Annotated in this window: 15 protein-coding genes; 11 read left to right on the top strand and 4 right to left on the bottom strand. The window is 77.8% G+C overall.

Annotation, left to right across the window (positions count from 1 at the left end):
• Positions 1–198: 198 nt before the first annotated feature.
• Both ACZ462_RS30740 and ACZ462_RS30745 read right to left on the bottom strand, forming a co-directional pair.
• Entirely contained in the window at positions 199–960 is a 762-nt protein-coding gene (locus tag ACZ462_RS30740; protein WP_467809851.1) for an SDR family oxidoreductase, read from the bottom strand.
• A gap of 261 nt (positions 961–1,221) precedes the next feature.
• Complete coding sequence (locus ACZ462_RS30745; RefSeq protein ID WP_468253236.1) at positions 1,222–4,194, bottom strand: AfsR/SARP family transcriptional regulator; 2,973 nt, start codon at positions 4,192–4,194, stop codon at positions 1,222–1,224.
• A gap of 223 nt (positions 4,195–4,417) precedes the next feature.
• On the opposite strand from ACZ462_RS30745, the gene ACZ462_RS30750 reads away from it, so the two are divergent.
• The 4 genes from ACZ462_RS30750 to ACZ462_RS30765 all read left to right on the top strand — a co-directional run bounded on the left by ACZ462_RS30750 (position 4,418) and on the right by ACZ462_RS30765 (position 11,682).
• Positions 4,418–7,534, top strand: coding sequence for an AfsR/SARP family transcriptional regulator (locus ACZ462_RS30750; protein ID WP_467808964.1), 3,117 nt, complete (start codon positions 4,418–4,420; stop codon positions 7,532–7,534).
• A gap of 249 nt (positions 7,535–7,783) precedes the next feature.
• The gene (locus ACZ462_RS30755) at positions 7,784–8,464 is read left to right on the top strand and encodes a helix-turn-helix transcriptional regulator (protein WP_467808963.1); all 681 of its coding nucleotides are present in this window, start codon (positions 7,784–7,786) and stop codon (positions 8,462–8,464) included.
• Between the two features lie 273 nt (positions 8,465–8,737).
• Positions 8,738–9,373 (top strand): Pvc16 family protein, encoded by a 636-nt coding sequence (locus ACZ462_RS30760; RefSeq protein ID WP_467808962.1) that lies wholly within the window; start codon positions 8,738–8,740, stop codon positions 9,371–9,373.
• Positions 9,370–11,682: an ATP-binding protein gene (locus ACZ462_RS30765; protein WP_467808961.1), complete on the top strand. Its 2,313-nt coding sequence runs from the start codon at positions 9,370–9,372 to the stop codon at positions 11,680–11,682. The genes ACZ462_RS30760 and ACZ462_RS30765 overlap by 4 nt, the downstream gene beginning before the upstream one ends.
• Before the next feature lie 32 nt (positions 11,683–11,714).
• Here the strand turns inward: ACZ462_RS30765 and ACZ462_RS30770 are convergent, their stop codons facing one another.
• Entirely contained in the window at positions 11,715–13,307 is a 1,593-nt protein-coding gene (locus ACZ462_RS30770) for a peptidoglycan-binding protein (protein WP_467808960.1), read from the bottom strand.
• A 131-nt stretch (positions 13,308–13,438) separates the two neighbouring features.
• Positions 13,439–15,343 (bottom strand): AfsR/SARP family transcriptional regulator, encoded by a 1,905-nt coding sequence (locus tag ACZ462_RS30775; RefSeq protein ID WP_467808959.1) that lies wholly within the window; start codon positions 15,341–15,343, stop codon positions 13,439–13,441.
• Between the two features lie 314 nt (positions 15,344–15,657).
• Between ACZ462_RS30775 and ACZ462_RS30780 the strand changes: the two genes are divergently transcribed.
• The 7 genes from ACZ462_RS30780 to ACZ462_RS30810 all read left to right on the top strand — a co-directional run bounded on the left by ACZ462_RS30780 (position 15,658) and on the right by ACZ462_RS30810 (position 25,043).
• On the top strand, positions 15,658–17,298 hold the full coding sequence (locus ACZ462_RS30780) for a phage tail sheath family protein (protein ID WP_467808958.1): 1,641 nt from the start codon (positions 15,658–15,660) through the stop codon (positions 17,296–17,298).
• Between the two features lie 51 nt (positions 17,299–17,349).
• Positions 17,350–17,793, top strand: coding sequence for a phage tail protein (locus ACZ462_RS30785; protein WP_467808957.1), 444 nt, complete (start codon positions 17,350–17,352; stop codon positions 17,791–17,793).
• Positions 17,793–18,254 (top strand): hypothetical protein, encoded by a 462-nt coding sequence (locus ACZ462_RS30790; RefSeq protein ID WP_467808955.1) that lies wholly within the window; start codon positions 17,793–17,795, stop codon positions 18,252–18,254. The genes ACZ462_RS30785 and ACZ462_RS30790 overlap by 1 nt, the downstream gene beginning before the upstream one ends.
• Entirely contained in the window at positions 18,251–18,403 is a 153-nt protein-coding gene (locus ACZ462_RS30795) for a hypothetical protein (RefSeq protein WP_467808954.1), read from the top strand. Before ACZ462_RS30790 ends, ACZ462_RS30795 begins: the two co-directional genes overlap by 4 nt.
• Before the next feature lie 3,598 nt (positions 18,404–22,001).
• Complete coding sequence (locus ACZ462_RS30800; RefSeq protein WP_467808953.1) at positions 22,002–22,442, top strand: phage tail protein; 441 nt, start codon at positions 22,002–22,004, stop codon at positions 22,440–22,442.
• A gap of 1 nt (position 22,443) precedes the next feature.
• The gene (locus tag ACZ462_RS30805) at positions 22,444–23,169 is read left to right on the top strand and encodes a CIS tube protein (protein WP_467808951.1); all 726 of its coding nucleotides are present in this window, start codon (positions 22,444–22,446) and stop codon (positions 23,167–23,169) included.
• Positions 23,166–25,043 carry a VgrG-related protein gene (locus ACZ462_RS30810; protein WP_467808950.1) on the top strand — a complete coding sequence of 626 codons (1,878 nt, stop codon included), beginning with the start codon at positions 23,166–23,168 and terminating at the stop codon, positions 25,041–25,043. The genes ACZ462_RS30805 and ACZ462_RS30810 overlap by 4 nt, the downstream gene beginning before the upstream one ends.
• Positions 25,044–25,068 lie beyond the last annotated feature (25 nt).

The raw sequence follows: 25,068 nt of genomic DNA on the forward strand, positions 1-25,068 counted from the left end.
AGGGGGGGGGGGGGGGGGGGGGGGGGGGGGGGGAGGAGGGGGGGTAGGTATTCGGTGTTTGTTGTTGTTTGTTGGTTTTTTGTTGTTTTCTGTGCTTTTCCCCCCCCCCCCCCCCCCCCCCCCCCCCCCCCCCACACCCGCCGTCCGGAGGCGGGGGCGGCATTCCCCGTGGCGGCCCCGGCGGATGACCGGGGAGTGTCAGGCCTGGCGGGTCGGCAGGACGATCGACTGGCGCAGGTTGACGTGCCGTCGACGGCTGACGGTGTACGCGATGAGGTCGGCGATGTCCTCGGCGGTGAGGGCCGGGATCATGGTGAACATGCCGCCGAGCTGCTCGCGCAGGACCGGGTTGTCGATGTGCTCGCCGAGTTCGGTGTCGGTCAGGCCCGGCTCGATGGTGCTGACCCGGACGTCGCGCGGGCCCAGCTCGGTGCGCATTGCCGCGGACAGCTGGGTGAGGGCGGCCTTGGTGGCCCCGTACACGGCATAGTCGGGAAAGGGGACGTGGGAGGCGATGGAGGAGACGTTGACCAGGTCGGCGGCGTGGCCGTCGGCGGCGGCTGCGGTGAGGTCGGAGGTGAACGCGCGAATGACGCGCAGGGCGCCGGTGAGGTTGGTGTCGATCATCCGGGTCCACTCGTCGAGCCGGCCCTCGGTGAGGGGGTTGGGCAGCATCACGCCGGCGTTGTTGACCACCAGGTCGACCCGGCCGTAGGTGTCGTGGACGGCCTCGGCGGCAGCGTCGACTGAGGCCTGGTCGGTGACGTCGGCGGTGACGGCGAGGGCCTGTCCCCCGGCCGCGGTGAGCTCGGCGGCGATCGCGTCCAGCCGGTCGGTGCGCCGGGCGAACAGGACGACGCGGGCGCCACCCGCCGCGAGCAGGCGGGCGGTGGCAGCGCCCATGCCGCTGGCCGCTCCGGTGACGACGGCGGTACGGGTGGCGAGGGCGGGGTAGCTCATGGGTGCTCCGTGTCAGGTGGTCCGGAAGATCCGGTGGGGTGGGCGGGTGCGGACCACTCTGCGCCGAGCCGGCAGGCCGAACCAGGGCCTGCCGTTCCCTGGGAACGGCAGACCCCCTCCGGGCCGGGCGCCCTGACCGCCGGTTCCGGTCACGTCCTCGCAGGATCGGCGAGTACCTCCCGGCCGGGCAGCCGCTGCTGGGCGTCGCCCTCGACGAGGCGGGCCGGGACGCCGGCCTGGTCGGGCACTCAAGCGTCGCACTCAAGCGTCACCCTCGTCACGGACCGGGGCGGTGAGGGCGGTCAGGGCGGCCCGGGCGTCGGCGGCCTCGGGGAGGGCGAGGGCGTCGAGGAGGTGTACGGCCTCGCCCAGCCGGGCCGCGGCCTCCTCCCGGTCGCCGGCGGCGGCCAGGGCGGTGCCCAGCAGGCGGAGGGCGCGCGCCTCGGCCGCCCGCCAGCCGACGCGCCGGGCGGTTTCCACGGCCCGCCCGCCGCACTCCGCCGCGTCCTGGGGGCGGTTCCCGGCGAGGAGGGCCGCGGTCTGCGACACCAGGTTCATCGCCGCGTAGGCCGGGTAGCCGTGGCGCAGGCCGAGTTCGGCGCTCTCCCGGTGCCGGGCGACGGCCTCGTCGGTGCGGCCGGTGTGCCGGGCGACGATGCCCTGGCTGTACAGGGCGTGCGCTTCGGCGTAGCGGTCGCGGCGGGCGCGGGCCGCGTCGAGGGCGGCCCGCGCCGCGGAGTCCGCCTCGGCGGCCCGGCCCGAGCGCAGGAGCGCGCCGACGCTGTTGGAGCGGGCGTGGCCGACGCCCCAGCCGTTGCCGCACCGCGTACCGGTGGCGACGGCCTCCCTGTAGAGGGCCTCGGCGGCCTGCCAGTCGGCCAGGGCCTGCCGGACGAGGGCCCGGGTGGTGAGGATCTCGGTGCGGACGGTGTCGTCGCCGCAGCTCCGGGCGGCCAGGTCGGCGTCTTCCAGGACGCGGTCGGCCTCGTCGAGGCGGCCCAGCCGCATCAGCGCGGCCCCCAGCATGTGGCCGGTGCGGCCGGCCGCCCGTATGTCCCCGCGGGCCTGGGCGGTGCCCAGGATGCCGCGGGCCGGTGAGACGAGCGCGCCCCACAGGAAGGAGCCGTCGAGCAGCGGTTCGAGGGCGAGAACCGTGTCGGCGGCGGGTCCGACGGCCTCCGGAGCGGCCTCGACGGCCTGGACGGCCACGGCGAGGGCCGAGGCGTGGTCGAAGGGGAGGCCCGCCGGAACGGGAGCGGCGGCGGGCGGCCCGGCGGGGGCGGCGAGGGGGTGGCCGGGGCGTTCGGCGGCGTAGGCGGCGAGGGCCCGTTCACGGACGTGTCGGAGGAGCCGGAGCAGGGCGGCCGCACGGTCGGCGGGGGTGTCGTCCTCGTGGGAGCGTGCGGCGGCGAACTCGCGCAGCAGGTCGTGGAGGCGGTGGACGCCGGGGGCCGGCGACTCCGACAGGCCGAGCGCGGTGATCCGTTCGAGGTGCCCTTGCGCCTCGGTCTCGGCCATTCCGGCGAGGGCGGCCGCGCCGGCGGTGTCGAGGGTGGCCGCGCGCGGCAGCGACAGGATCCGGAAGAGGCGGGCCTGTTGCGGGTCGAGGAGGTCGTAGCTGAGGCGGAAGCAGGCGTCGACGCCGTCCGCCTCGCCCTGCCCTCCGGCCCGTCCGAGGAGCGCGGGGCGGGCGCCGTCGAGGAGGCGCACGTAGTCGGCGAGGGTCCAGGCGGGGCGGGTCGCGAGCCGGGAACCGGCCAGGCGGAGGGCCAGCGGCAGGGCGCCGCAGCGCCCGACGAGGGCGAGGGCCGCTTCCGGTTCGGCCGCGACGCGGTCCTCGCCGGCGATCCGGCCGAGCAGGGCCAGGGCCTCCGCGTCCGGCAGGACGTCGAGGCGGAGGCGCAGGCCGGCGGGGAGGCCGGGCAGGGTGTGGCGGCTGGTGACGAGGACGGCGCAGGTCGGGGAGCCGGGCAGGAGCGGTTCGATCTGGGCGGTGTCGCGGGCGTCGTCGAGGACGAGCAGCACCCGCCGCCCGGCAAGCCTGCTGCGGTAGAGCGCGGCCCGCTCCTCGGGGTCGTCGGGGACGGCCGCGTCGGCGACGCCGAGGGCGCGCAGGAAGGAGGCCAGGACGGCGCCGGGTTCGGCCGGGTCCTCGCGCACCCCGCGCAGGTTGGCGTACAGCTGGCCGTCGGGGAAGTGGTCGCGCAGGCGCTGTGCGGCGTGCACGGCGAGGGTCGTCTTGCCGACGCCGCCGATCCCGCCGACGGCGGAGATCGCCACGCTGCGGAGGGCCGGACCGGCGGCGGGGGCCGGGCTGGGGGCGAGTGCCTCGACGATGGCCTGCTCGGGGCCGACACGCCCCGTGAAGTCCACGGGTACGTAAGGGAGTTGGGCCGGAGCCGGCAGCGCCGGACGGGATCCGCCGGAGGTGTCCCCGGCCCGGGGCGGCACGGCGGCCGCACGCGCGGAGGGCCGTCCGGCGGGCGGCGGGGCGGGCAACGGCTGCGGCCCGGCCGTCCTGCCGCCGGTGGCGGACGGGGCTCGGGTGGCGGGCGGGGCCGTGCGGGTCTCGCCGCCGCGGCCGCTGCGTTCCAGGACGGTGTCGAGCAGCGCGCGCAGCCTGTCGTTGCGGGGGTGTTCCGCGCACAGCCCGGCGAGTTCGCCGACCAGCCGTGCGTGCCGGCCCAGCAGGACGTCCAGCTCGATCCGCTCCACGAGCACCGACAGGCGCAGCTCTGCGAGGCGTTCGCGCTGGATGCGGGCCTGCGGGCCGGGCAGCCCGGCCAGCGGGGTCCCGCGCCACATGCCGAGGCCCTCCGCGAGGCCGTCCCGGGCGGCGGCCGGGTCCCCGCCGGCCGCCGCACGGCGGGCTTCGGCGACGAGGTCTTCGAAGCGGCACAGGTCCGACTCGCCGTGGCCGACGCGCAGGCGGTAGCCCTGCCCGTGGGTGGCGATACGGTCGCCGAGGATGCGGCGCAGCCGGTACACGTACGAGCGGACGGTTCCGACGGCGGTGTGCGGCGGCTCCTCGCCCCACAGCCCGTCGACCAACTCCTCCGTTCCGACCGCCGTGTTGTGCCGGCACAGGAGCATGGCGAGGACGGCGCGCTGCTGCGGCGGGCCCAACGGGAGGGCGAGCGCGCCGCGGTGCGCCCGGATCGGTCCGAGCAGGGAGAAGGACGCGGCGGCGGGGGCGGCGGCGGGCAGCGCTTCGTTCACCGGATGCTCACCCACTCCCCGGCGCGTACGCCCCGTGCGCCCAACAGGATGTACCGGCCATCCGGTGGCAAGCCTACAACGGGCTGTACAGCGCCCGAACCGGCCGCCCGCTGGCCGGATCGCGCTCGGCCGGGCCGGGGAGGCGCCCGCGACCTGCGAGGATCGCCGTACCGGGGTGTGGGCCGCGGGCCGGTGCGGCGGGGGCCGGGCGACCGTAGGACCGTAAGAGGGGGCTGTTGTGAGTGATCCGTCCGTGCTGCGCTTCTCCCTGCTCGGGCCGGTGCAGGCCAGTCGGGGCGGGGAGGGTGTCCCGCTGGGCCCGCCGCAGCAGCGGCTGGTGCTGGCGATCCTGCTGGTGCGCCGGCCGGGCGTGGTCGGTCTGGACGAGCTCATCGACGGCGTCTGGGGGGAGGCCGGCCCGCGCACGGCCGCGGGCACGGTCCGCTCGTACGTGTACCGGCTGCGGCGGGCGCTCGGTCCCTGCCTGGTGACGGAGGGCGGCGGTTACGCCCTGGACATCCCGGACGGGGCGGTCGACCTGGCCGACTTCGAGGCAGAGGCGGCCCGGGGCCGGGAGCTGGTGGCCGCGGGCGACCCGGAGGCGGGGGCGCCGCTGCTGGAGGCGGCGCTCTCCCGGTGGCGGGGGGTGCCGCTGGCCGGGCTGCCGGGGCCGTTCGCCCGGATCCAGCGGCAGCGGCTGACGGAGCTGCGGCTGTCGGTGCTGCTGGAGCGGGTGGAGGCGGACCTCGCGCGGGGGCGGCACGCGCGGCTGGTCCCCGAGTTGGGGGCGCTGTGCGCGGAGTACCCGTTGAACGGGCGGCTGCGGGCCCTGCGGGCCGAGGCGTTGGCGCGGGCGGGCCGCGCGGACGAGGCGGGGGCGGTGTCTCCCGCCGGCCCGCCCGGGACCCCGACGGCGGCGGACTTCGCGGCGGCGCAGGTACGGGCGCACACGCATCCGGCGGCGCGGCCGCGGGCGGGTGCGGGTGCGGCGGGCCCCGGCCCGGCCGAAGCGCCCGCCGCGCGGGCGGAGTCCGCGACGGCGGGTCCGGTCGCAGCGGGCGCCTGCCCGGACCACGCGGCGACAGGAGTACGGGGCCGGTCCGCGCAGGCGCCGGGAGCGCGGCCCGCCACGGCGGCGGCCGAGCTGCGGCACCCCCCGGCGGGCCCCGGCCCGCGGACGCCGGCTGCCGCCGCCGGTTCGCCGGCGGCCGCTCCGCCGCTCCCCGCCCCGGCGCAACTCCCTTACGTGACAGTTGATTTCACGGGACGCGAGGCGGCCACCCGACGCCTCGTGGAGGCCCTCACCCCGGCGGCCGGCGCCCCCGCCGCGGACGCCGGCGGCCCGCCGGCCGTGGTCGTCTCGGCGGTCGGCGGCATCGGCGGCGTCGGCAAGACGACCCTCGCACTGCACGCCGCGCACCGCCTCAGGGCGCACTTCCGCGACGGGCAGCTGTACGCCAACCTCCGGGGCGTCCGCGAGGACCCGGCGCAGCCGGAGGCGGTCCTGGCGGCGTTCCTCCGCGCCCTCGGCGTCGCGGAGTCGGCCATTCCCGAGGGGGTGGAGGAACGCGCGGGCCTGTACCGGTCCCGGGTGGCCGACAAGCGGATGCTGCTCGTCCTCGACGACGCGCGGGACGTCCGGCAGATCGAGCCGCTGCTGCCGGGCTCGTCCGCCTGCGCGGTCGTCGTGACCAGCCGGAACACCCTGGCCGGCCTGCCCGCGGCGCTGCGCCTGCGCCTGGACGTCCTGCCCGCCGAGGACGCCGTACGCCTGCTCGGCCGGATCGTCGGCCCGGAGCGGATCGAGGCGGAGCCCGCCGAGGCGGCCGCGCTTGCCGCGCTGTGCGGCGGGCTGCCGCTCGCGCTGCGCATCGCCGGGTCCCGGCTGGCGACCCGGCCGGGATGGTCCCTGGCCGCGTTCCGGGGGCTGCTGGAGGGCCGGCGGGCCCCGTTCTCCGCCGAGGCCGGCGGGGAGGACGGGGTGGAGGCGTGCTTCCGCCTCAGCTACGAGCTGCTGGACGCGGCCGAGGCGCGGCTGTTCCGGCTGCTGGCACTGCCCGAGCAGGAGGACGCGGACGTCGCGGACGCGGCCGCCCTCGCCGGCATCGAACCGGCGGACGCCGAGGAGCTGCTGGAGCGGATGACGGAGCTCGGGCTGCTGGAGTCGCCGGCCCCGCAGCGCTACCGGTTCCACGACCTGCTGCGGGCGTTCGCCCGGGCCCGCGCGGCGGAGGAGGACGGCCCGCAGGGCGGGGCGGAGGCGCTCGTCCGGCTGGTCGACCACCACCTGGCGTCGGCGCGCGACGCGTACGCCGTCGAACGCCCCGGCCACCCGGTGCCCGGCATGCTCCACCCGACCCGCTCGCCCGGCTCCCGGATGCCGGCGCCGGGCGAGGCGCACCGCGTCTTCACGAGCCGGCACCAGTCCGTGCTGGCGGTGGCGGTGCAGACGGTCCGGGCCGATCCGTCCGCCGTCGACCTGGTCGCCGACCTGATCCTGGCCCTCGATCCCGTGCTGGACGGCACGTTCCTGTGGGCGGCGATGGTCGAGCCGGCCCGCGGGATCCTCCGGGCCGCGCGCGGCCAGGGCCGCCGGCGGGCGGCGGGCCGGCTCGGGTACATGCTGGGCGGGGGGCTGTACCAGCTCGGCCACGGCGACGAGGCGGAGTCGGTCCTGGCCGCGGCCGCCGCGGATGCGCAGACCTCCGGCGACGAGGCGGTGCTGACCGAGATACGGACCTGCCAGGCCCTGGTGTGGTACGCGCGGGGCGACCTGGACCGCGCGCTGGAGCTGTACGCGGAGGCCGTCGCGGTCGGCGAGCGGTGCGGCAGCCGGTGGGGCGCGGAGAACGCCCGCGCCTGTTCGGCGCACACCCTCAGCAGCCTGGGCCGCCTCGCCGAGGCCGACGCGGCCGCACGCAGAAGCCTGGCATCGGCCCGGGCGGACGGGGACGCCTACCGGCTGTCGTACACCCTGTACGTCCTCGGAGGGGTCCTGCGGCAGCTGGGCCGCCCCGAGGAGGCGATCGCGTGCCTGCGGGAGGGCGCCGTGCTGTCCGGGGCGGCCGGATACGCCACGATCGAGCTGTTCTCCCAGTGGGAGGTGAGCTACTGCCACCTGACCGCCGGCCGGCATCGCGAGGCGGTGGAGTCCGGGGAGCGGGTGGCGGAGGTGAGCCGCGAGAAGGGCTGGGCCCTGGCGGAGGCCCGCGCCCTGCAGGTCGTCGGGACGGCCCTGGCGGAACTGGGCGGTCGGGAGCGGGCGCGGGAGCGGCTGGAGCGGGCCGCCGGCCTCTTCGACCGGCTTCGCCCGGCCGAGGCGGCGCAGGTCCGCGAACTCCTGGCCGGCCTGTAAGGCCCCAGCCTCATCGGCCGGCGCGGGACTCGGCGCGATCCGCCGCCCGCGGGACGGGCCGCCGTCCCGCAACTCCGGTGTCCGTGCGGGCACGCGCACGGCGGGCGCCGGTCCTGCCGGGCGGGGCCGCCCGTACACCCGGTGGTGCCGGAACGGACCGCGCGGTCACCCATCGGACGTCGACGCGCTGTTGATCCGGCTCCCCCAGCCTGTCTCCGGCAACACCCCCCGTGGGAAGGAAGGACACCCATGCCGGTTTCGACGAGCGACCGCATCACCGACCGCATCACCGTGGCGATCCACGCCGAGGACCCCCTCGGCCGGGCAGGCGTCGTCAGCCACCTGCAACGCCAGCCGGCGGTGGAGATCGTGCCGCCGTCCCGCGCCCGCGAGGGCCGGCCCGCGGCAGCGGACGTCGCGGTGATGCTGATGGACCGGGTGGACGACCGTGCCGCGGCGGAGCTGCGGCGCGTGCTGCGCGGCGGCGACCAGCGGGTCGTCCTGATCGCCCGCGAGCTGCGCGAACCGGAGCTGCTGACGGTCGTCGAGTACGGCGTACGGGCCATCCTGTGGCGGCACCAGGCCACGGAGGGCAGCTTGGCCAAGGCCGTCCGGCAGGCCGCGCACGGCGAGGGCGTGCTGCCGCCGGACCTGATCAGCCGGGTGCTCGGCCAGGTGGGGCGGCTGCGCCGCTCCGAGACGGCGGCGGTCTGCTCGGGCAACGCCTCGGCGCCGCTGTTCGGCATGGCGCCGCGCGAGACGGACGTCCTGCGGCTGATCGCCGAGGGCCTCGACACCCGGCAGATCTCGGACAAGCTCGCCTACTCCGAACGCACGGTCAAGAACATCCTGCACGGGCTCATGACCCGCCTCCAACTCACCAACCGCGCCCACGCCGTGGCGTACGCGCTCCGCGAGGGCTACATCTAGTGCTGTGGCCGGGAGGGTTTGCCGGGTCGCGGTGTCCGGTGCGGTGCATCGCAAGGCGGAGGACCGCGGCGCGTACCGGGCGTACGTGCGCGATCCGACAACGCGGCGAGGCGCCGTGCCGGGCTCCGTGACCCGGTGAACCTTCCCGGCCACAGCACTGGCCGACCGCGGCGCCCGCCGCAGGCCGCAGGCCGCATTGCCCCGCACCCGATGGCCGGATCCGGCCGGCTGCCCGACGGCCGGGACCCGCCCGCACCGAGGACACCACTTCCCATGATCCATGAGATCGACGAGGCGCTGCGGCGCCTGCTGCGCCGCGGCGCGCTGCCCGAGGGGGCCGGCGACGTCGCCCTGGAGGCCCCGACGCGGGAGTGGGCGGCGCGCCGCACCGCCCCGACCGTCAGCGCCTACCTGTACGACATCCGCGAGGACGTCTCCCGGCGGGAGCGCGGGGCGTACGCGGAGCGCGACGCCCGGGGCGTCGTCGTGCAGCGGCGGCAGCCGGCCCGCTGGTTCCGGCTGTCCTACCTGGTGACCGCGTGGACGGCGCGGCCGGAGGACGAGCACCGCATGCTGGCCGGGGTGTTGGCGGCGCTGCTGCCGTACGAGGCGCTGCCGCCCGAGGACGTGCCGGAGGCGATCGCGGCGTACCGGTCGTCGATCCCGCTGTCGGTGGGGGTGCCGTCCTCCGACGGGCGGTCCGCCGCCGACGTGTGGTCGGCGCTGGGCGGCGAGCTCAAGCCGTCGCTGGACGTCGTGATCGCCGTCCCGTTCCCGGTGACGCCCGTGTACCCGGTGGGGCCGCCGGTCACGGAGGGCGCGGTCCTCACGGTGCGCGGCAGGGACGGCGAGCCGGGCGACTCCCGGCCGAGGATGCTGCGTACCGGGCTGCGGGGGCGGGCCAGGTGAGCGCGGCGGCGGGGATCCTGCTGGACCGGCTGGCGCGGCTGCGGCGGGAGGCGGCCGATCTGGTCGCCGCCCGGGCGGCGGACGACCCGACGGCGCACGATCCGCTGCGCGGGCTGTACGTGTCGTCGGAAACGGCTCTGCGGGCCGCCGCGGACGGCCCGCACGCACCGTGGGCTGCCCCGGAGGGGCCCGGGGACGGGCTTTCCGGCGAGGGCCCGGAACCGGACACCGGCGCGGGCGCGGCCGGGCCGGGCGGGGCGGACCGGTTGGGCGGCCTCGTCCGCGCCTTCGGGCTGTCGGCGCTGGACCTGCGGATCCTGCTCGCGGCGGCCGCGCCCGACGTCGACCGCCGGTTCGAACCGCTCTACGGCTACCTCAACGACGACGTGGGGAGGCGCCGGGCCTCGGTCGCGCTCGCCCTGGAACTTGCGGGGACGGGGCCCCACGTGCCGCGGGCGCGGGCCCGCTTCCACACGGCGGCGCCCCTCCTCGCGGGCGGGCTGCTCCTGGTGGAGGACGAGGAGCGGCCGCTGCCGGGGCGGGCGCTGCGCGTGCCGGAGCGGGTGGTCGCCCACCTGCTCGGCGACGACGGGCTGGACGCGCAGCTGTGCGCGGCGGGGGTGGTCCTGCTGGAGCCGTCCGCAGGGACGGCGCCGACGGACGGGGCCGGCGGCGCCGATGCGGCGGAGGCGGCCGATGCCGCAGCGGCGGCGGGCAGGTCGGGGCCGGACCGTACGGACGGGCCGGGCCCTGCGGGCGGGCCGGGCGGGCCGGATCGTAGGGGCGGGCCGGGCGGGCCGGGTCGTACGGGCGGGACGGGCGGGCCGGACTGGAAGGTACGGAGGGACGGGACGGACGGGCCGGGGCGGGTGGACCGGGCCGATCCGGCGGTGCTGGTGGCGCGGGCGGACCGGCCCGTCACCGTCCATCTGCTCGACCGGCGGGGCGAGGGCGGTGCCGAGCGGGTCATCGTGGCCCTGCGGGCCGTGGGGCGCACCGTCCTGGTGCACCGGCCGCAGGCGGGCGGGGGCTCCGGGGGCGCGGCCGGGGACGGCGGACCGGCGGGCGACGCCCGGCGGCTCGGGCCCCTGCTGCGGCGTGAGGCGCGGCTGCGCGGCCCCGGGACGGCGGTGGTCGTCGCGCCCGTCCCGGCCGAGCCGGGGCCGCTGATGCGGTCGGTCGCCGCGCCCGACACCACGACCGTGTTCGCGGGCCCGGACCCCTACGACCCGGAATGGGCGCCCGGGGTCCCCCTCATCCCCCTCGAAGGGGCCCGTCCGCACGCCGCCGGGGCGCCGCGCGGAACGCACGGCGAGGCCGCGGCCCTGCTGGGCGCCGGGCCGGCCGGGGCCCTGGCCGCGTACCGGCTGAGCGGGGAGCAGCTCGCCGAGGTGGCCCGTACGGCCCGGGACCTCGCCGCGCTGGAGGGCGCGGACCTCGCCGAGCGCCACGTACGGCTCACCGCGCGCCGCCTGTCCGCCCCGCTGCTGGGGCGGCTGGCCCGGCGGGTGCGGCCGGCGGTCGGTTTCGCCGACCTGGTGCTGCCGCCCGGGGAGCGGGCGCGTGTCGCCGAGCTGGTGGCCCGCGCCCGGCACCGCGACGAGGTGCTGTCCGGCTGGCGCCTGCGGACCGGCGGGGGCCGCGGGCGCGGCGTGGTGGCCCTGTTCGCCGGTGTGTCGGGCACGGGGAAGACCCTCGCGGCGGAGGTGGTGGCGGGCGAACTCGGGCTGGACCTGTACGTGGTGGACCTGTCGTCGGTGGTCGACAAGTACGTCGGGGAGACGGAGAAGAACCTGGAGCGGATCTTCACCGAGGCGGACCGCACGGACGCGGTGCTGCTGTTCGACGAGGCGGACGCCGTGTTCGGGAAGCGGTCGGAGGTGCGCGGCTCGCACGACCGGTACGCGAACCTCGAAAGCGCCTACCTGCTCCAGCGGTTGGAGAGCTTCGACGGGATCGCCGTGCTGACGACGAACCTCCGGTCCAACGTGGACGAGGCGTTCACGCGGCGCCTGGACCTGGTGGTGGACTTCCCGTTCCCGGACGCGGCGCTGCGCGCCGACCTGTGGCGCAGCGCGCTGGCGGGGGCGCCGGCCGGGCCGGACGTGGCGGAGGAACTGGAACGTCTGGCCGCCGGGTTCGAGCTGGCCGGCGGCTCGATCCGGGCGGCCGCTCTCACGGCCTGCTATGCGGCGCGCGAGCGGGGCGAGGGGCCTGTGACGGCCGCGGACGTCCGGGAGGGCGCCCGCCGCGAGTACCTCAAGGCGGGCCGTCTGATCCCCGGCACATCGGCGCCCTGGCGGCCCTGAGCCCCGGCCCCCGCCCGTGCGGGGGCCCGCTGTCAGCGGCCGGGCCGGCCGGTGCCGTTGACGCTGCCGCCGAGCAGGGCGTTGATGGTGCGGCTGTCGGCGACGCCGGTCACGGGGAGCTGGACCTGCTGCTGGTACTGCTCCACTTTGGCCCGCATCTTGGCGTCGTACTGCGTCGGGGCGGCGTTGCGCCCGCCGGAGGTGAAGTAGTCGACGCCGAGCTGGGCGAAGGCCCGGTCCGCCTGGAGGTCGGCGTCGGAGATGGTGGCCTGGCTCGCCCACCGGAGGGCGGCGTCCAGCCGGGTGACGTCGAAGTTGCGTGAGCCGGCCGTGAGTTGGCCGGCCGTGACGCCCTGCATCCACAGGGAGGCGAGGGTGGCCCGGCCCAGTGTGCCGAGCGGTTTGTCCGTGGCCGTCAGGGCGCGGGTGGTCTTCTCGTCCGCCATCACGGCCCGCTGGTAGCAGATCAGCGACGTTTCGGTGGCCGCGTCGATGACGCCTTCGCGCCACTGGCCCTTCAGGGTGCACGGGTTGCTGCTGCCGAGGGCGGCGAGCCGGCGCTGCGCGTAGTGGACGACGACGTCGGGCTGGTATCCGGCCCGCCAGGGCGGGCCCTGGGGTGCGGGCGCACCGCCCTGGTTCCCGGCGGGCGGCGGTGCCGCTCCCCCGCCGCCTCCGCCACCTCCTCCGCCGGAGCCCGCACCGGCCCCGGAACCGCCCCCGGGGTCGCCGGCTCCGGGGCCCGCGCCGACCGGGGCGCCGCCGCCGGGAGGCGCTCCCGGGTCGGCGGGCGGCGGCGGGGCCGGCGGCAGGGGGCCCTGGCTGCCGAGCGGGTGGGGCAGCGGGGCCCCCGCCTCGGTCTTCTTCTCCCCGGCCGCGGAGGCGACCTTCGGCGAGAACCCGAGCCACAGCACGACGAACGCGACGGCGGCCGCTGCCAGCAGCCCGCCGACGGCGACGAGCCAGGCGGGCAGGACCGGCCGCTGCTCGAATGCGCCGTTCAGCTCCAGGGCCGCGGCGTCGCCGGAGCGCCGTACGGAGACGGTCATGCGGTGGGTGTGGGGCCCGCCCGCCCAGCGGACCTCCTGCGGGGTGGTCTCCAGCTTGACGAACGCCGCCCGGCCCGGGGCCACCTGGACGCTGTCCGGCCGGACGTCGAAGTTCAGCCGGCCGGACTCGTCGCGGGCGCCGACGGACGCGGTCAGCGGGGTGTTGCCCAGGTTGTCGACGGCGACGGCGGCCCGGCCGCGGAACCGGGCGGCGATGCCCGGCGGCACGAGTTCGGCGCGGACCTCGGTGAACGGGGCGACGGTGACCCGGCCTTCGAGGACGTCCCGCACGGCCGGGTTCTCGCGGGGCTCGACCCGGACCCCGTAGGCCGTGGGCCCGGCCGGGGCGTCGGGGGTGCGCGGCGGTGCGAAGGAGATCTCCGCGGATCCTTCGCTGCCCGGGTAGAGGCGGAGCGTGTCGGGCTCGATGCGGCTCCAGCCGGCCGGGTCGCCGACGATCGAGAGCCGGTATTCCTCCACCGTGTCGCCGGTGTTGCGCACCCGGAGCCGGGCCGTGGCCCGGCTGCCGGGATCGACGGCCACGGCAACCGGATCGAGAGTGGTCCACATCGTCATGCGGGAAGGCTAGGGCCGCGGGGGCGCCGTCCCCTGCCCGGAAGTCCCGTCCCGCGGGCACTCCTGCCTGTCCGCCCGGCACCCCCGCGGCCGCCGGTTCCCCGGGGCGGCAGGTCCGGCGGGGTGGCGGGTCAGGCGGGGGCGAGGCGGTGGCGGGCGTAGGCGCGGACCAGGGGGTGGTAGCGGTAGCGGCCGGAGGCCGCGGGCCGCAGCAGTCCCGCCTCGACGATCGCCTCGACCAGGTCGGCGGCCTCGGCCCCGCAGGCCGCGGGGACGGCGGCCGGGGCGGTGCCCGCGGGCTGCGGGCCGGGCGGGCCGCCGTCCAGGAGGGCGGCCGCGTCGGCGGGCCCGAAGCCGCCGGGGGCGGCGACGGTCGCGCGCAGCATGCGCAGGGCGGCGGGGGCGAGGGTTTCGCAGCGGCGCCGGAAGGCGTCCTCGACGGACAGGCCGCCGGCGCGGAGCCGGGTGACGAGGCCGCCGCCGTCGGGCGCCGCGAGGTCGGCCGCCGTGAGGGCCGGCTCCTGCCGCAGCCGGGTGCCGGCGAGGTGGAGGGCGAGCGGCAGCCCGGCGCACTGGCGGACCAGGTCCCGGACGGCGTCCGGTTCGGCGCTCAGGCTCCGCCCGCCCGCGGCGGCGCCCAGGAGCCGGAGGGCCGCATCGTCGTCGAGTTCGGGGACCTCGACGAGCCGGGCGCCGGGGACGACGAGGCCGCGGCCGGGCGCGGTGACCAGGGCCGCGCACCCGGGGACGGCGGGGAGGAGGGGCAGGAGGCCCGCCGTGTCGGGGGCGTCGTCGAGGACGACGAGGACGCGCCGGCCGTCGAGGAGGGAGCGGTAGAGCGCCGCGCGCGCCTCGACGCCGTCGGGCAGGCCCCCCGCAGGCACGCCGAGCGCCCCCAGCAGCTCGGCCAGCGCGGGGGCGCTGCCGGCGCCGAGGCGGACGTGGAGCACCCCGTCCGGGAAGCGGGCGCCGGACCGGGCGGCGGCCCGGTCCGCGAGGGCCGTCTTCCCGATGCCGGGCATGCCGGTGAGCACGGCGACGGGGACACCGGAGCCGGTGCCTGCCAGCACCTCGCCGAGCAGCGCGAGTTCCGCCGCCCGGCCGGCGAAGCACCCGTCCGCGGCGTCCGTCCGGGCGGGCTCGGCGGGCGTCCGGTCCGCGCCGTGAGGCGCGGCGGGGGCGTCCGGGGCGGGCCGGCCGGGCCCGCAGCCGCAGGCCTGTACGTCGCCCCGCCCTCCGGTTCCGGCCGCCCCGGCAGGGGCCGCCGCCCGCGGCGGGGCCGGCGGGGCCGCGGGGGCGGGCGCGGCGCGGGTGGTGAGGCGGCGGTGGAGGGCGGTGAGTTCCGGGCCTGGCCCGGTGCCGAGTTCGCGGGCGAGTGTGTCGCAGGTGGCCCCGTACACGGCGAGCGCCTCGCCGGAGCGGCCGGCCCGGTGCAGGGCGAGCATGAGGAGGGCCTGGGCGCGTTCGCGCAGGGGGTGTTCGGCGGCGAAGGCGCGCAGGTCGGCGACGGCCGCCGTGTCCCGGTCCAACCCTAGTTCCAGGGCGCCGTGGAAGTGGTCCTCCCGGGCCGTCAGCCACATCTCGGTGAGCCGGTCGCGCAGCGCCTCGGCGTGCGGGCCGGGCAGCCCGGCGAGCGGGGTGCCCGCCCACAGGCCGAGCGCCTCGCCGAGCGTGCGGTACGCGTCCCCGGTCGCGCCGGATGTGCGCAGCCGGGCGGCTTCGGCGATGCCGCGCTCGAACTCGGCGATGTCGAGGAACGGGTCGCGCAGGCGGAGCGCGTAGCCGTCGGAGGCGGAGACGAGGAGGCGGGCGGGGGCGCGGGAGGGCCGTTCGGGTTCGAAGAGGGTGCGGAGCCGGGACACGTACGTGCGGAGGGTACCGACGGCGCGCGGCGGCGGCCGCTCGCCCCACAGGGCGCCGAGGAGGTCGGCCATGGGCGCGGGGCGCCCGCGGCGGAGCAGGAGCACGGCCAGCAGGGCCCGCTGCTGGTTGGGGCCGAGGCCGAGCGGGGTCCCGTCGGGGGCGTGCGCGGTCATGGGGCCGAGCATCCTGAAGCGGAGTCCGGGCAGGCCCCCGGCTCCGCCGCCGCCGTCCGCGCTGCCGTACGCCCCCACGAATCGCCCCTCTTCCCCTGGACCTGCGCGTTCCCCCCGAAGGGGAACGTTACTGCGGGTTCGGGCGCGGCCGGTGTCCGGGCGGGAAGGCGGGGCTGCCCCCGACGCGGTCCGCGCGGTCCTCCCGTGCGGCTGCCCGGGTGGGCGATGGTCGGTCCGACCAGCGGATACGGCCGCGCCGCGGGCGGCACGCCGTCCCGGCCCGCCGCCCGATCAGCAGCAAGGAGCAGCTTCCCGTGCCGAACTACCTGTCCCCCGGCGTGTATGTCGAGGAAGTCGCCAGCGGTTCCCGGCCCATCGAGGGGGTGGGCACGTCCGTCGCCGCGTTCGTGGGGCTCGCTCCGTGCGGACCGCTGAACGAGCCGACGCTGGTGACCAACTGGTCTCAGTACGTCGCCGAGTTCGGCGACTTCACGGACGGCTGCTACCTGGCGCACGCCGTGTACGGGTTCTTCAACAACGGCGGCACGGCCGCGTACGTGGTGCGGGTCGGCGGCGGCGCCGACCTGCCGGCCGCGGCCTCGGCACCGTCCTGGGTCCCGGCCGCGGCGGTCGGCGGTGCGGCGGCCGTGCCGGAGGAGGGCGCGGCCGGCGAGGCCGCCGTCCTCGGCTCGTTCAAGGTGGCGGCGCTGGCGGCGGCGCCCTCCGGCGGCGGCCCGCTCACCGTCGAGGTACGGGACGCCGACGGCGGCGAGGGCGGCTCCGGCGGCGCGGACCGGTTCAGGCTGCTGGTCAGGGACGGGGACGCGGTCGTCGAGGAGTTCGACGTCAGCGCCCGCAAGTCCGCGCGGAACTACGTGGTCACGCAGGTCCGCCAGCGGTCGAAGACCATCACCGTCGAGGAGGCGGTGCCGGGGGCCTCCCCCGCACGCCCGGAGGCGCAGTCGCTGACGCTGGCGCCGCCGCCCTCGGCCGGCCCCGCGGCCGTCCCGGCCGCCGCGCAGGTGCCGGCCGCGGCCGGAGCGGGCCTGGACTCGGGCCGGTTCCTCGGCGACTCGGCGGACCGCACCGGCTTCGGCGGACTGGAGGCCCTCGACGAGATCACCATGGTTGCCGCCCCCGACCTGATGGCCGCGTACCGGCGGGGCCTGCTGGACCTCGAACAGGTCAAGGCGGTGCAGCTCGGCATGGTCGCGCACTGCGAGCTGATGGGCGACCGGATGGCCCTGCTCGACCCGCCGCCCGGCCTGAACGCCCGGGACGTCCGCAGGTGGCGGACGGAGGCAGCCGGCTACGACTCCCGGTACGCGGCCCTCTACTACCCGTGGATCAAGGTGTTCGACCCGTCCACCGGGCAGGCCGAAGTGGTCCCGCCGTCCGGGCACATGGCCGGCGTGTGGGCCCGCAACGACGCCGAGCGCGGCGTCCACAAGGCCCCGGCCAACGAGATCGTGCGCGGCGCGGTCGACCTGGAGCTCCAGATCACCCGCGGGGAGCAGGACCTCCTCAACCCGGTCGGCGTGAACTGCATCCGCGCCTTCCCGGGCCGCGGCATCCGCGTCTGGGGTGCGCGCACGCTGGCGTCGGACCCGGCGTGGCGCTACCTGAACGTGCGGCGCTACTTCAACTACCTGGAGGAGTCGATCCTGGTCGGCACCCAGTGGGTGGTGTTCGAGCCGAACGACCAGGCGCTGTGGGCGCGGATCCGGCGCAACATCTCCGCGTTCCTCGTCAACGAGTGGCGCACGGGAGCGCTCTTCGGGCAGCGGCCCGAGGACGCGTTCTACGTGAAGTGCGACGAGGAGACCAACCCGCCGGAGTCGGTCGACCTGGGCCGGGTCGTCTGCGAGATCGGCATCGCGCCCGTCAAGCCGGCCGAGTTCGTGGTGTTCCGGCTGGCGCAGTTCTCCGGCGGGGGCGGTGAGCTGGAGGAGTAACCGCCGCCGCCCCCGCACCCCCGACCCCGTCCGTACAAGGAGAAGCTCCCCATGTCCCTTCAGCCCGGTGACGCGCTCACCTCACACAATTTCGGCCTCCAGATCGACGGCGTGATGGTCGAGTTCCTCCAGGAGGTCAGCAGCCTGTCCATGGAGCAGGACGTCATCGAGTACCAGCAGGTGTCCGCGGACGGCAGGCCCGTCACCAAGAAGCTCCCCGGCGTGCAGAAGGCCGGCCAGTGCCAGGTGACCCGCGGGGCCACGCAGTCCATGGCGTTCACCGAGTGGATCAGGTCGTCGATCTCCGGCGACATGGGCTCGGCCCGGAAGAACGCGACGATCATCATGATGGACTACCAGGAGAACCCGGTCCGCCGGTACAACCTGCGCAACGCGTGGTGTTCGAAGGTGGAGGTCAGCTCGGTGAAGGCGGGCGCCGCGTCGGCGCTCACCGAGCAGGTCACCATCACCTTCGAAGAGCTGGTCATCGAATAATGCGGCGCCAGGGACCGGGCCCCGCCGGGCAGAGCGCCCCGCCTGCGGCGGCGCAGGCCGGCGGCGGCGCCCCCGTCGGCGTACGCGAACCGCTGCGCACGGAGTTCGAGTTCGAGCTGCCGCGCGGCTACGTCGACGAGTCGGGGACGGTGCACCGCACGGGTGCCATGCGGCTGGCGACGGCCCGCGACGAGCTGCTGCCGCTGCGGGACGTCCGCGTGCGCGAGAACCCGGCGTACCTGTCGGTGGTCCTGCTCGGCAGGGTCATCACCCGGCTGGGCACGCTGGCGGTGGTCCACGACGGGACGGTGGAGAACATGTTCGCCTCCGACCTGGCCTTCCTCCAGGACTTCTACCGGCGGATCAACGCCGAGGGCCACACGCGGGCCGCGGTCTCCTGCCCGCACTGCGAGGGGGCGTTCGAGGTCGAGCTGGCGGGGAGCCGCCTGGGGGAATCGTGACGTACGCGGCCGACGCGCTCCAGGAGGAGGCCGCGTACCTGGCCTACCACCTCCACTGGGACCTGGACTCGATCCTCGACCTGGAGCACGCGGACCGGCAGGCGTACGTGCGGCGGACGGCGGACCTGGTGCGGGAATCGGGGCCGTGAGCGGGCCGGCGAATCGGGCTGAACGGACGGGAAAGGGAAGGAGACGAGGACGATGGGCCTGTTCACGCGGCTCCGGCGCCGCCGCCGGGCGGACACGGTGCCGGCGGCGGCCGACGCGGCGGTGTCGCCGGCTCCGCCCGAGGGCGGCTGGGCGGCCGTGCGGCCGGTCCAGCGGGTGCTGGGCGCTCCGCGGCTCACCGCCGAGCAGGGATTCGCCGAGTCCCTGACGACCCGGCAGCCGCTGCTGTTCACGGGCGGCCTGGGCCACGAGGTGTCCGCTTCGGCCCCGTCGGGCCTCGTCCGCGACGCCCTCACCCCGGTCCCGGCCTCCGCCCCGAACCCGGCACACCCTGCGCCGCCCGTCCTCAGCCCGGCGAGACTCCCGGGTGCCGACACCCCTGCCCGGCCCCCGGCCACCGCGCACGCGGAGGCCGCGGAGGCTCGCACGCGGGTGCAGCGGTCGACGCCGACGCCCGCGCCGGACATGTCCGCTGCGGACGCCGCGCAGGCAGCCGCACCGACGACCGGCGCACGCCCCACTCCGTCCCCGGCACCCACCGCCGCGACCGGCCGCCACACGGCCGCGGCAGCCGCCGCACCCGCGCAGCGCTCAACCCCCGCGCCGCAAGCCCAGGCCGCCCCCGGGCGCGGGTCCGCAGCACGGACGGACGCCCACACCGGGCCTGCACCGGTCCGGCCCGGGACCGGCGGCCAGGCGCCCACGTCGGCCGCACCGCTCCGGCAGCCCGCGAACGGCCCGGCGGCGCCCGCCACCGGGGGCACCGCCCGCCGGGTCGCACCGCCCGCCCCCTCGGATCCCGGATCCTCGGCACCGGCGGGGCCCGCGGCCGGCCGCCCGGTCCCGGCGCCGGAGGCACCCGTCCAGCGGACCGCGACGAACCCGGGCGCCTCGGCCTCCACGCCCGTGAACCCCTCCGCCGCACCGGCCACCACCCCGGTCCGCACGGTCGCAGCACCGGCCCGGCCCGCGTCCGGCGACCCCGCGCCCGCGTCGGCCGCATCACTCCAGCGGTCCGTGGACGAGCCGAAGGCGCAGGGCACCGCACGCTCGGCCGCTCCCGGCAGGCCGCCCGCCCTCCCGGGCCTCCGACCCGCGGCAGCGATCGCACCCGATGCGGGCCACGCGGCGCCCGCGCCGGACGTGACGTTGCAGCGGGCGACGACCGGCGACGAGCAGCCGACCTCTCCGCGCAAGGATCCCTCCCGCAACCCGGTAACACCGGTCCGGCCCGCGGCCGGCCGAACGACACCCGCACCGCTGCAGCGGTCCGCGGACGAGCCCGCGCCGCCGGGCAGCACCCCGCACACGGCGGCCCACGCCACCTCCGGGCGCGGCCCCGAGGTGCCAAGCGGGCCCGTTGCCGACCGCCCGGCGCCCACCTCGGCCGTACCGCTCCGGCGGTCCGCGAACGGCCGAGCGGCGCCGCCTTCCCCGCACACAGCTCCTCCCGCCGCGCCGCACAAGACCTCTGCTGCCGAGGGGGCTTCGGCCGCTCCGCGTCCGGTTTCCGCCGCACCCCTGCCAGCCGCCGCGTCCCCCGCGGTCCCGGGTTCGACGATGCCGCAGGTGCAGCCGTCGGCGGCCGCGCAGGACGGACCGGCCCCCGCGGCACCGGCCGCCGGCCGGCACGGCCACGGCGCTGCGGTCCCCGCCGGGCCGTCCGACGCGCCGGTGCACCGGGCCGTACCGAGCCGGCCGTCGGCCGGAGCCGTGCAGGGTTCCGCCGCCGGCGGGGCAGCAACACCGGCCGGCGCCTCCCGGGGCGGGTCCGTGCAGCGGGTCGAGTCCCGGGCGGACTCGGGCCCTGCGGGCCTCCCCGCGCCGACGGGCGGCTCCCGTCCTGCCGGGGTACAGGCCGTCGGCCTGCCCTCCGCGCAGCCGGGCGTCCCGGCACCGAACGCGCCCGGCGCCCGTCCGGTCGACGCCTCGGTGAATGCGCCCGTCCAGCGACGCGCGGGCGACCCGCCGGCGACCGCGATCCGTCCGGGCACCGCCCCGGCGTCCCAAGACGCCGGATCTGCGGCTGCGCTCCGGGGCTCGGCGGCGCCCACCTCCGGCGAGACGGTGCCCCGGGCCGCCGCCGGTGCGCCCGTCCGAGGGCGCCCAGACGGCGCGCCGGCGGCCCCCGCGGCCCCCGGCAACACCCCCGGGCCCCACGGCTCCGGGCTCGCGCCCGCATTCGCGCCGACCGCCCCGCTCCACGACCCGGCCGCACCCCGTACCTCCGAGCAGGCACGGGCCGGTGCGCCCATTCAGCGGCGCGCGGAGGGCTCACCCGCGGACGCCCTGCTTCCCGGGGGTGTCCCCGCGCCCCGGGCCGCCGCCGGGCCGCCGCCGATCGCCGCGCTCCAGGGCCCGGACGCGGCCAGCGCCTCAGAGGAGGCGCGGGCCGGTGCACCGACAGCGGTGGCCGCTGCGGACGGCGCGCCCGTCCAGCGGCACGCGCACGGCCTGCCCGTCGTGCGGGCCGTGGTGCCGGTGGCGGGTGGGGCTTCCCTGCCCGTGGCGCGGAGTGAGGCCGGCTCCGGGCGCGGGGGGCTGCTGTCCGCGCCTCGTTCTGCGGTGCCGTCGCGGTCGGTGTGGCCCGTGGGCGCCGAACCTCCCGCCGCCGCGTCCTCCGCCTCCCGAAGCCGGATGCCCGGCGCGGCAGTTCCTCCCCCTCGGGGAGACGCAGTCTCCCCCGTACCCGCCATTTCCCCCGTGGCGGGTACGGGGGGCCGCCGTCCGGTCGTGCGGCGCGTTCAGCGTGCTGCGGCGGAGGGTGTGCGGCGGCCGCTGATCGGCGCGCCGATCGCCCCCACCGCGGTGCCTCCGGCAACTGCGGCCCGTGACGCGGCTCCTGGCCCGGCACCGGCCGCCGTGCCCGGCCCAGCCACCGCGGCCGGTTCCGGTCTCCCGCGCGCCGACGCGTCCCAGGCCGCCGGTGCGGCGTCTGCGCCGGCCGCGCCGCTGCCTTCGGTGCGGGTGGCCGGGCCGCGGGTGCCTGCCGCCGCCGTGCCGCTGCCGCTGGCGTCCGGGCGGCCGCTCGTTCCGGCCGGCCCGGGCATCGAGGGGCCGGCTGCGGTGCCCGGCGGGGCCGCTCCCGTGGTGTTGCGGCGGCCCGCGGCGGAACCGGGCGCCCCCGCGGTACCGGTGGCGTCCCTCGGAACGCAGAGACCGCACGGACCGCATGGTCCGCGCAACGACTCCGCAGCTGCGCCCGGTTCCGCGGCGGCCCGGCCGGTGCCGCCGCCGGTACAGCGGGCGGTACCGGCCGGGCAGCCACCCGGCCCCCCGCCCGCCCCGGCACCGGTACCGCCCCCGGCCGCCTCCCCGCCCCCGAGCCCCGCGCCGCACCCCGGGCCTCCGCCCGCAGCACCGGCGCCGGGGCCGGCGCCGGCTTCCGCGCCGGCGGCCGGTCCAGCGGCCGCCCCGCAGGCGGAACTCGACGCGCTCGCGCGCCACCTGGTCGCCCCGATCTCCCGGCTGCTGCGCGCCGAACTCCGCGGTGATCGGGAGCGGTTGGGCCGCCTCCGCGACCGCTGACCGCCACCCGCCGCCCCGCTCCCCCGCCCGACCACGAGACAGAGGCCCCGCATGCCGCCCGCACCCCCCGACGCCGGATCCACGGTCTTCTTCAAACTCACCATCGACGGCCTGAACCTCGGCCTGTTCAACGGCTGCGACGGGCTGTCCTCCCAGGTCGAGATCGAGCAGCACCAGGAGGGCGGGAACAACGGCTTCGTCTGGCAGCTGCCCACCCGCGTCGTCTTCCCCACCATCCGCCTCACCCGCCCCCTCACCGCCGAGACGGCCCGCGTCGCCGCCTGGATCTCCTCCGTCTGCACCGGCATCACCCGCCCCACCGCGCAGATCGCCGCGCTGCGCGCCGACGGCTCGGTCGTCGCCCAGTGGGGCCTGGTCGAGGTGCTCCCGGTCAGCTGGACCGGGCCGACGCTCGACGCGTCCCGTCCGGCCGTCGCCACGGAGACGCTGGAGATCGCCCACCACGGCTTCACCGACGCGGGGGGTGTCTGAGGTGGCGGCCCCCACCGGCGGCCGGGCCGCCGCCGGGCTGGCGCGGGCCTCGCTGGCCGTCCGCCAGCCGTCCGCCCGCCTCGGCGGCAGCCCGGGCGGGCTGATCGGCCAGGCGGACTTCCACTTCAACCCGCGCCAGCTCCAACTTTCCCGCTCCGCGCACTGGCGTACGGAGCCGGCGGTCGCCTACACACGCGGCGCGCCCCCGAAGTTCACCGGGGTCGAGCCCGCGCAGCTGCGCGTCGACCTGTTCCTGGACGCCTCCGGAACGCCCGGCGCGGACACCGTCCGCAGGCAGGTCGAGCTGCTGCTGTCGTGCTGCGAGGTGACGGAGCAGAGCGCCGCCTCGCAGGCGCCGTCCCCGCCGTGGGTGACGTTCTCGTGGGGCTCCTTCAGCACCGTCCAGTTCACGGCGTGCGTGACGCAGGCCAGCGCCACGTACACGCTGTTCAGCGCCAACGGGACCCCGCTGCGGGCCACGTGCTCGCTGTCGCTGACCGAGATCCCGCAGGCGGTGAAGCGCCAGAACCCCACCTCGGGCGCGCTGTCCGCCCGCCGCGTCCACCGCACCGTCGCCGGGGACACCCTGGCGTCCGTGGCGTGGCGCGAGTACGGCGACCCGACCGCCTGGCGGGTGATCGCCGAGGCCAACGGCATCGACGACCCGATGCGGCTGCGGCCCGGCACCGAACTGCTGCTGCCCGCCGGATCGGAGCGCGCCGCATGAGCGAGAACACGTACACCACCCTCCTGCACGTCCGATTGGGCGGGGCGGTGCTGCCCGACCCGCTCGCCGCGCTCCTCACGGAGGGCTGGGTGGACGCGAGCGTGAACGTCCCCTCCGCCTTCCAGCTCGTCTTCACCGACGGCGACAGCTCCCTCACGCAGCTCTACCCGCAGCTGGCCGTCGGCGCGAAGGCGGTGATCAGCCCGTTCGCCGACGGTGTGCGCGGCGCCCCGCTCGTCACCGGCGAGGTCACGGCCGTCGAGGTGGACACCGAGCCGGGCGCGGGCCGCCGGCTGGTGCTGCGCGGCTACGACCCCGGGCACCGGCTGCTGCGCAACCGGCGGGTCGCCGGCTACCCGCAGATGACGGCGTCGGACATCGTGCGCCGGATCGCCGCGCAGTGCGGGCTCGCCCTCGGCCGGGTCGACGCGACGCCGACCGTGTACGAGCTGGCGACGCAGCCCAACATCACGGACTGGGACTACCTGTCGCGCCTCGCGGCGGAGAACGACGTCCGGCTGTCCTTCGACCCCGAGGGCCGACTGGAGTTCGCGGCGCTGCGCCCCGCGTCGGGGGCGCCCGCCGACACCACGCCCGCGCTGCAGAGCCCGTACGTCCTGGAGTTCGGGCACAACGTGCTGCAGAGCCGTATCGCGCTGACCTCCGCCGGGCAGGTGGACCGGGTGACGGTCCGCGGCTGGGACATGCTGGCCAAGCGGCCGCTGGCCGCGCCGGCGCCCGCCGGGAGCAGCCCGGACGTCCTGGCGGACCTGTCGGCGGAGCAGCTCGCCGCGCCGTTCGGGCGGGCGGAGCTGGACGCGACGCGCACGCCGTACACGGCGCCGTCGGAGGTGGCGCACGCGGCGCGGGCGCTCGCCGACGACGTGGCGGGCTCGTTCGCGGAGCTGGAGGTGGCGGTGACCGGCAATCCGGGGCTGCTGCCGGGTCGGCCGGTCGCGGTGAAGGGCGCCGGGTTCCCGTTCGAGGGGAAGTACACGGCGACCGGTGTCCGGCACGTCTTCGCGTCGGGCCGCCCGTACACCACCTGGCTGACCGTGTCGGGGCGCCAGTTCCGGTCCCTGTACGGGCTCGCCTCGGGCGGCGCGGACGGCGGCGACGGCGGTGCCGGCGGCGGGGCGGCGGCCGCGCTGCCGGGGGTGGCGGTGGCGCTGGTCACGAACGTGAAGGACCCGCTGGGCCTGGGCCGGGTGCGGCTGCGCTTCCCCTGGCTGTCGGACACGTACGAGAGCGGCTGGTGCCGGGTCGCGCAGTTCGGCGGGACGGGAGGGGGCGGGCTGCTGCTGCCCGACGTCAACGACGAGGTCCTGTGCGCCTTCGACCGCGGCTCCCTGGAGCACCCGTACGTCCTGGCCGGCCTGTACAACGGGGTGGACCGGGCGACGCCCGAACCCGACGGGATCGCCGTGGTCGACCCGACCGGCGGGAAGGTCAACTGGCGTTCGCTGACGGCCCGCAGCGGGCACACCGTGGAGCTGCTGGAGCGCTCCGGTGCGGCCCGCGCCGGCAGCGGCATCCGGCTGAGCACGGGCGACGGGGCGCTGACGGTCCGCTTGGACGAGGCCCGTACCGAGCTGACGATCACCAGCGACGGCACGGTCGTGATCCGGGGCGCCCGCGGGGTGGCGGTGGAGTCGGGCGGTGACCTGGCGCTGTCGTCGACGGGCGAGCTGAAGCTGAGCGGCGGGACGGGGCTGGTGCTGGAGTCGGGGCGGGGGGTCGACGTGCGGGCGCGGGTCGGGATGGACGTGCAGACGCCCGGCCGGGTCGGGATCCAGGCCCTCGGCAACGTCGGGATCACCGCGGCGACGGTCACCCTCACGGGTGTGACGACCCGCAACGGCATGCCCTTCTGACAGCGAACCACCTCAGCACCTTCCC

The sequence above is a fragment of the Streptomyces sp. NPDC031121 genome, assembly GCF_055570615.1.

Bases quoted from the DNA above. Each gene is read 5' to 3' on its own strand.
- ACZ462_RS30740 (WP_467809851.1), bottom strand. From the start codon at position 960: ATGAGCTACCCCGCCCTCGCCACCCGTACCGCCGTCGTCACCGGAGCG.
- ACZ462_RS30755 (WP_467808963.1), top strand. From the start codon at position 7,784: ATGCCGGTTTCGACGAGCGACCGCATCACCGACCGCATCACCGTGGCG.
- ACZ462_RS30760 (WP_467808962.1), top strand. From the start codon at position 8,738: ATGATCCATGAGATCGACGAGGCGCTGCGGCGCCTGCTGCGCCGCGGC.
- ACZ462_RS30770 (WP_467808960.1), bottom strand. From the start codon at position 13,307: ATGACGATGTGGACCACTCTCGATCCGGTTGCCGTGGCCGTCGATCCC.
- ACZ462_RS30775 (WP_467808959.1), bottom strand. From the start codon at position 15,343: ATGACCGCGCACGCCCCCGACGGGACCCCGCTCGGCCTCGGCCCCAAC.
- ACZ462_RS30785 (WP_467808957.1), top strand. From the start codon at position 17,350: ATGTCCCTTCAGCCCGGTGACGCGCTCACCTCACACAATTTCGGCCTC.
- ACZ462_RS30790 (WP_467808955.1), top strand. From the start codon at position 17,793: ATGCGGCGCCAGGGACCGGGCCCCGCCGGGCAGAGCGCCCCGCCTGCG.
- ACZ462_RS30800 (WP_467808953.1), top strand. From the start codon at position 22,002: ATGCCGCCCGCACCCCCCGACGCCGGATCCACGGTCTTCTTCAAACTC.
- ACZ462_RS30810 (WP_467808950.1), top strand. From the start codon at position 23,166: ATGAGCGAGAACACGTACACCACCCTCCTGCACGTCCGATTGGGCGGG.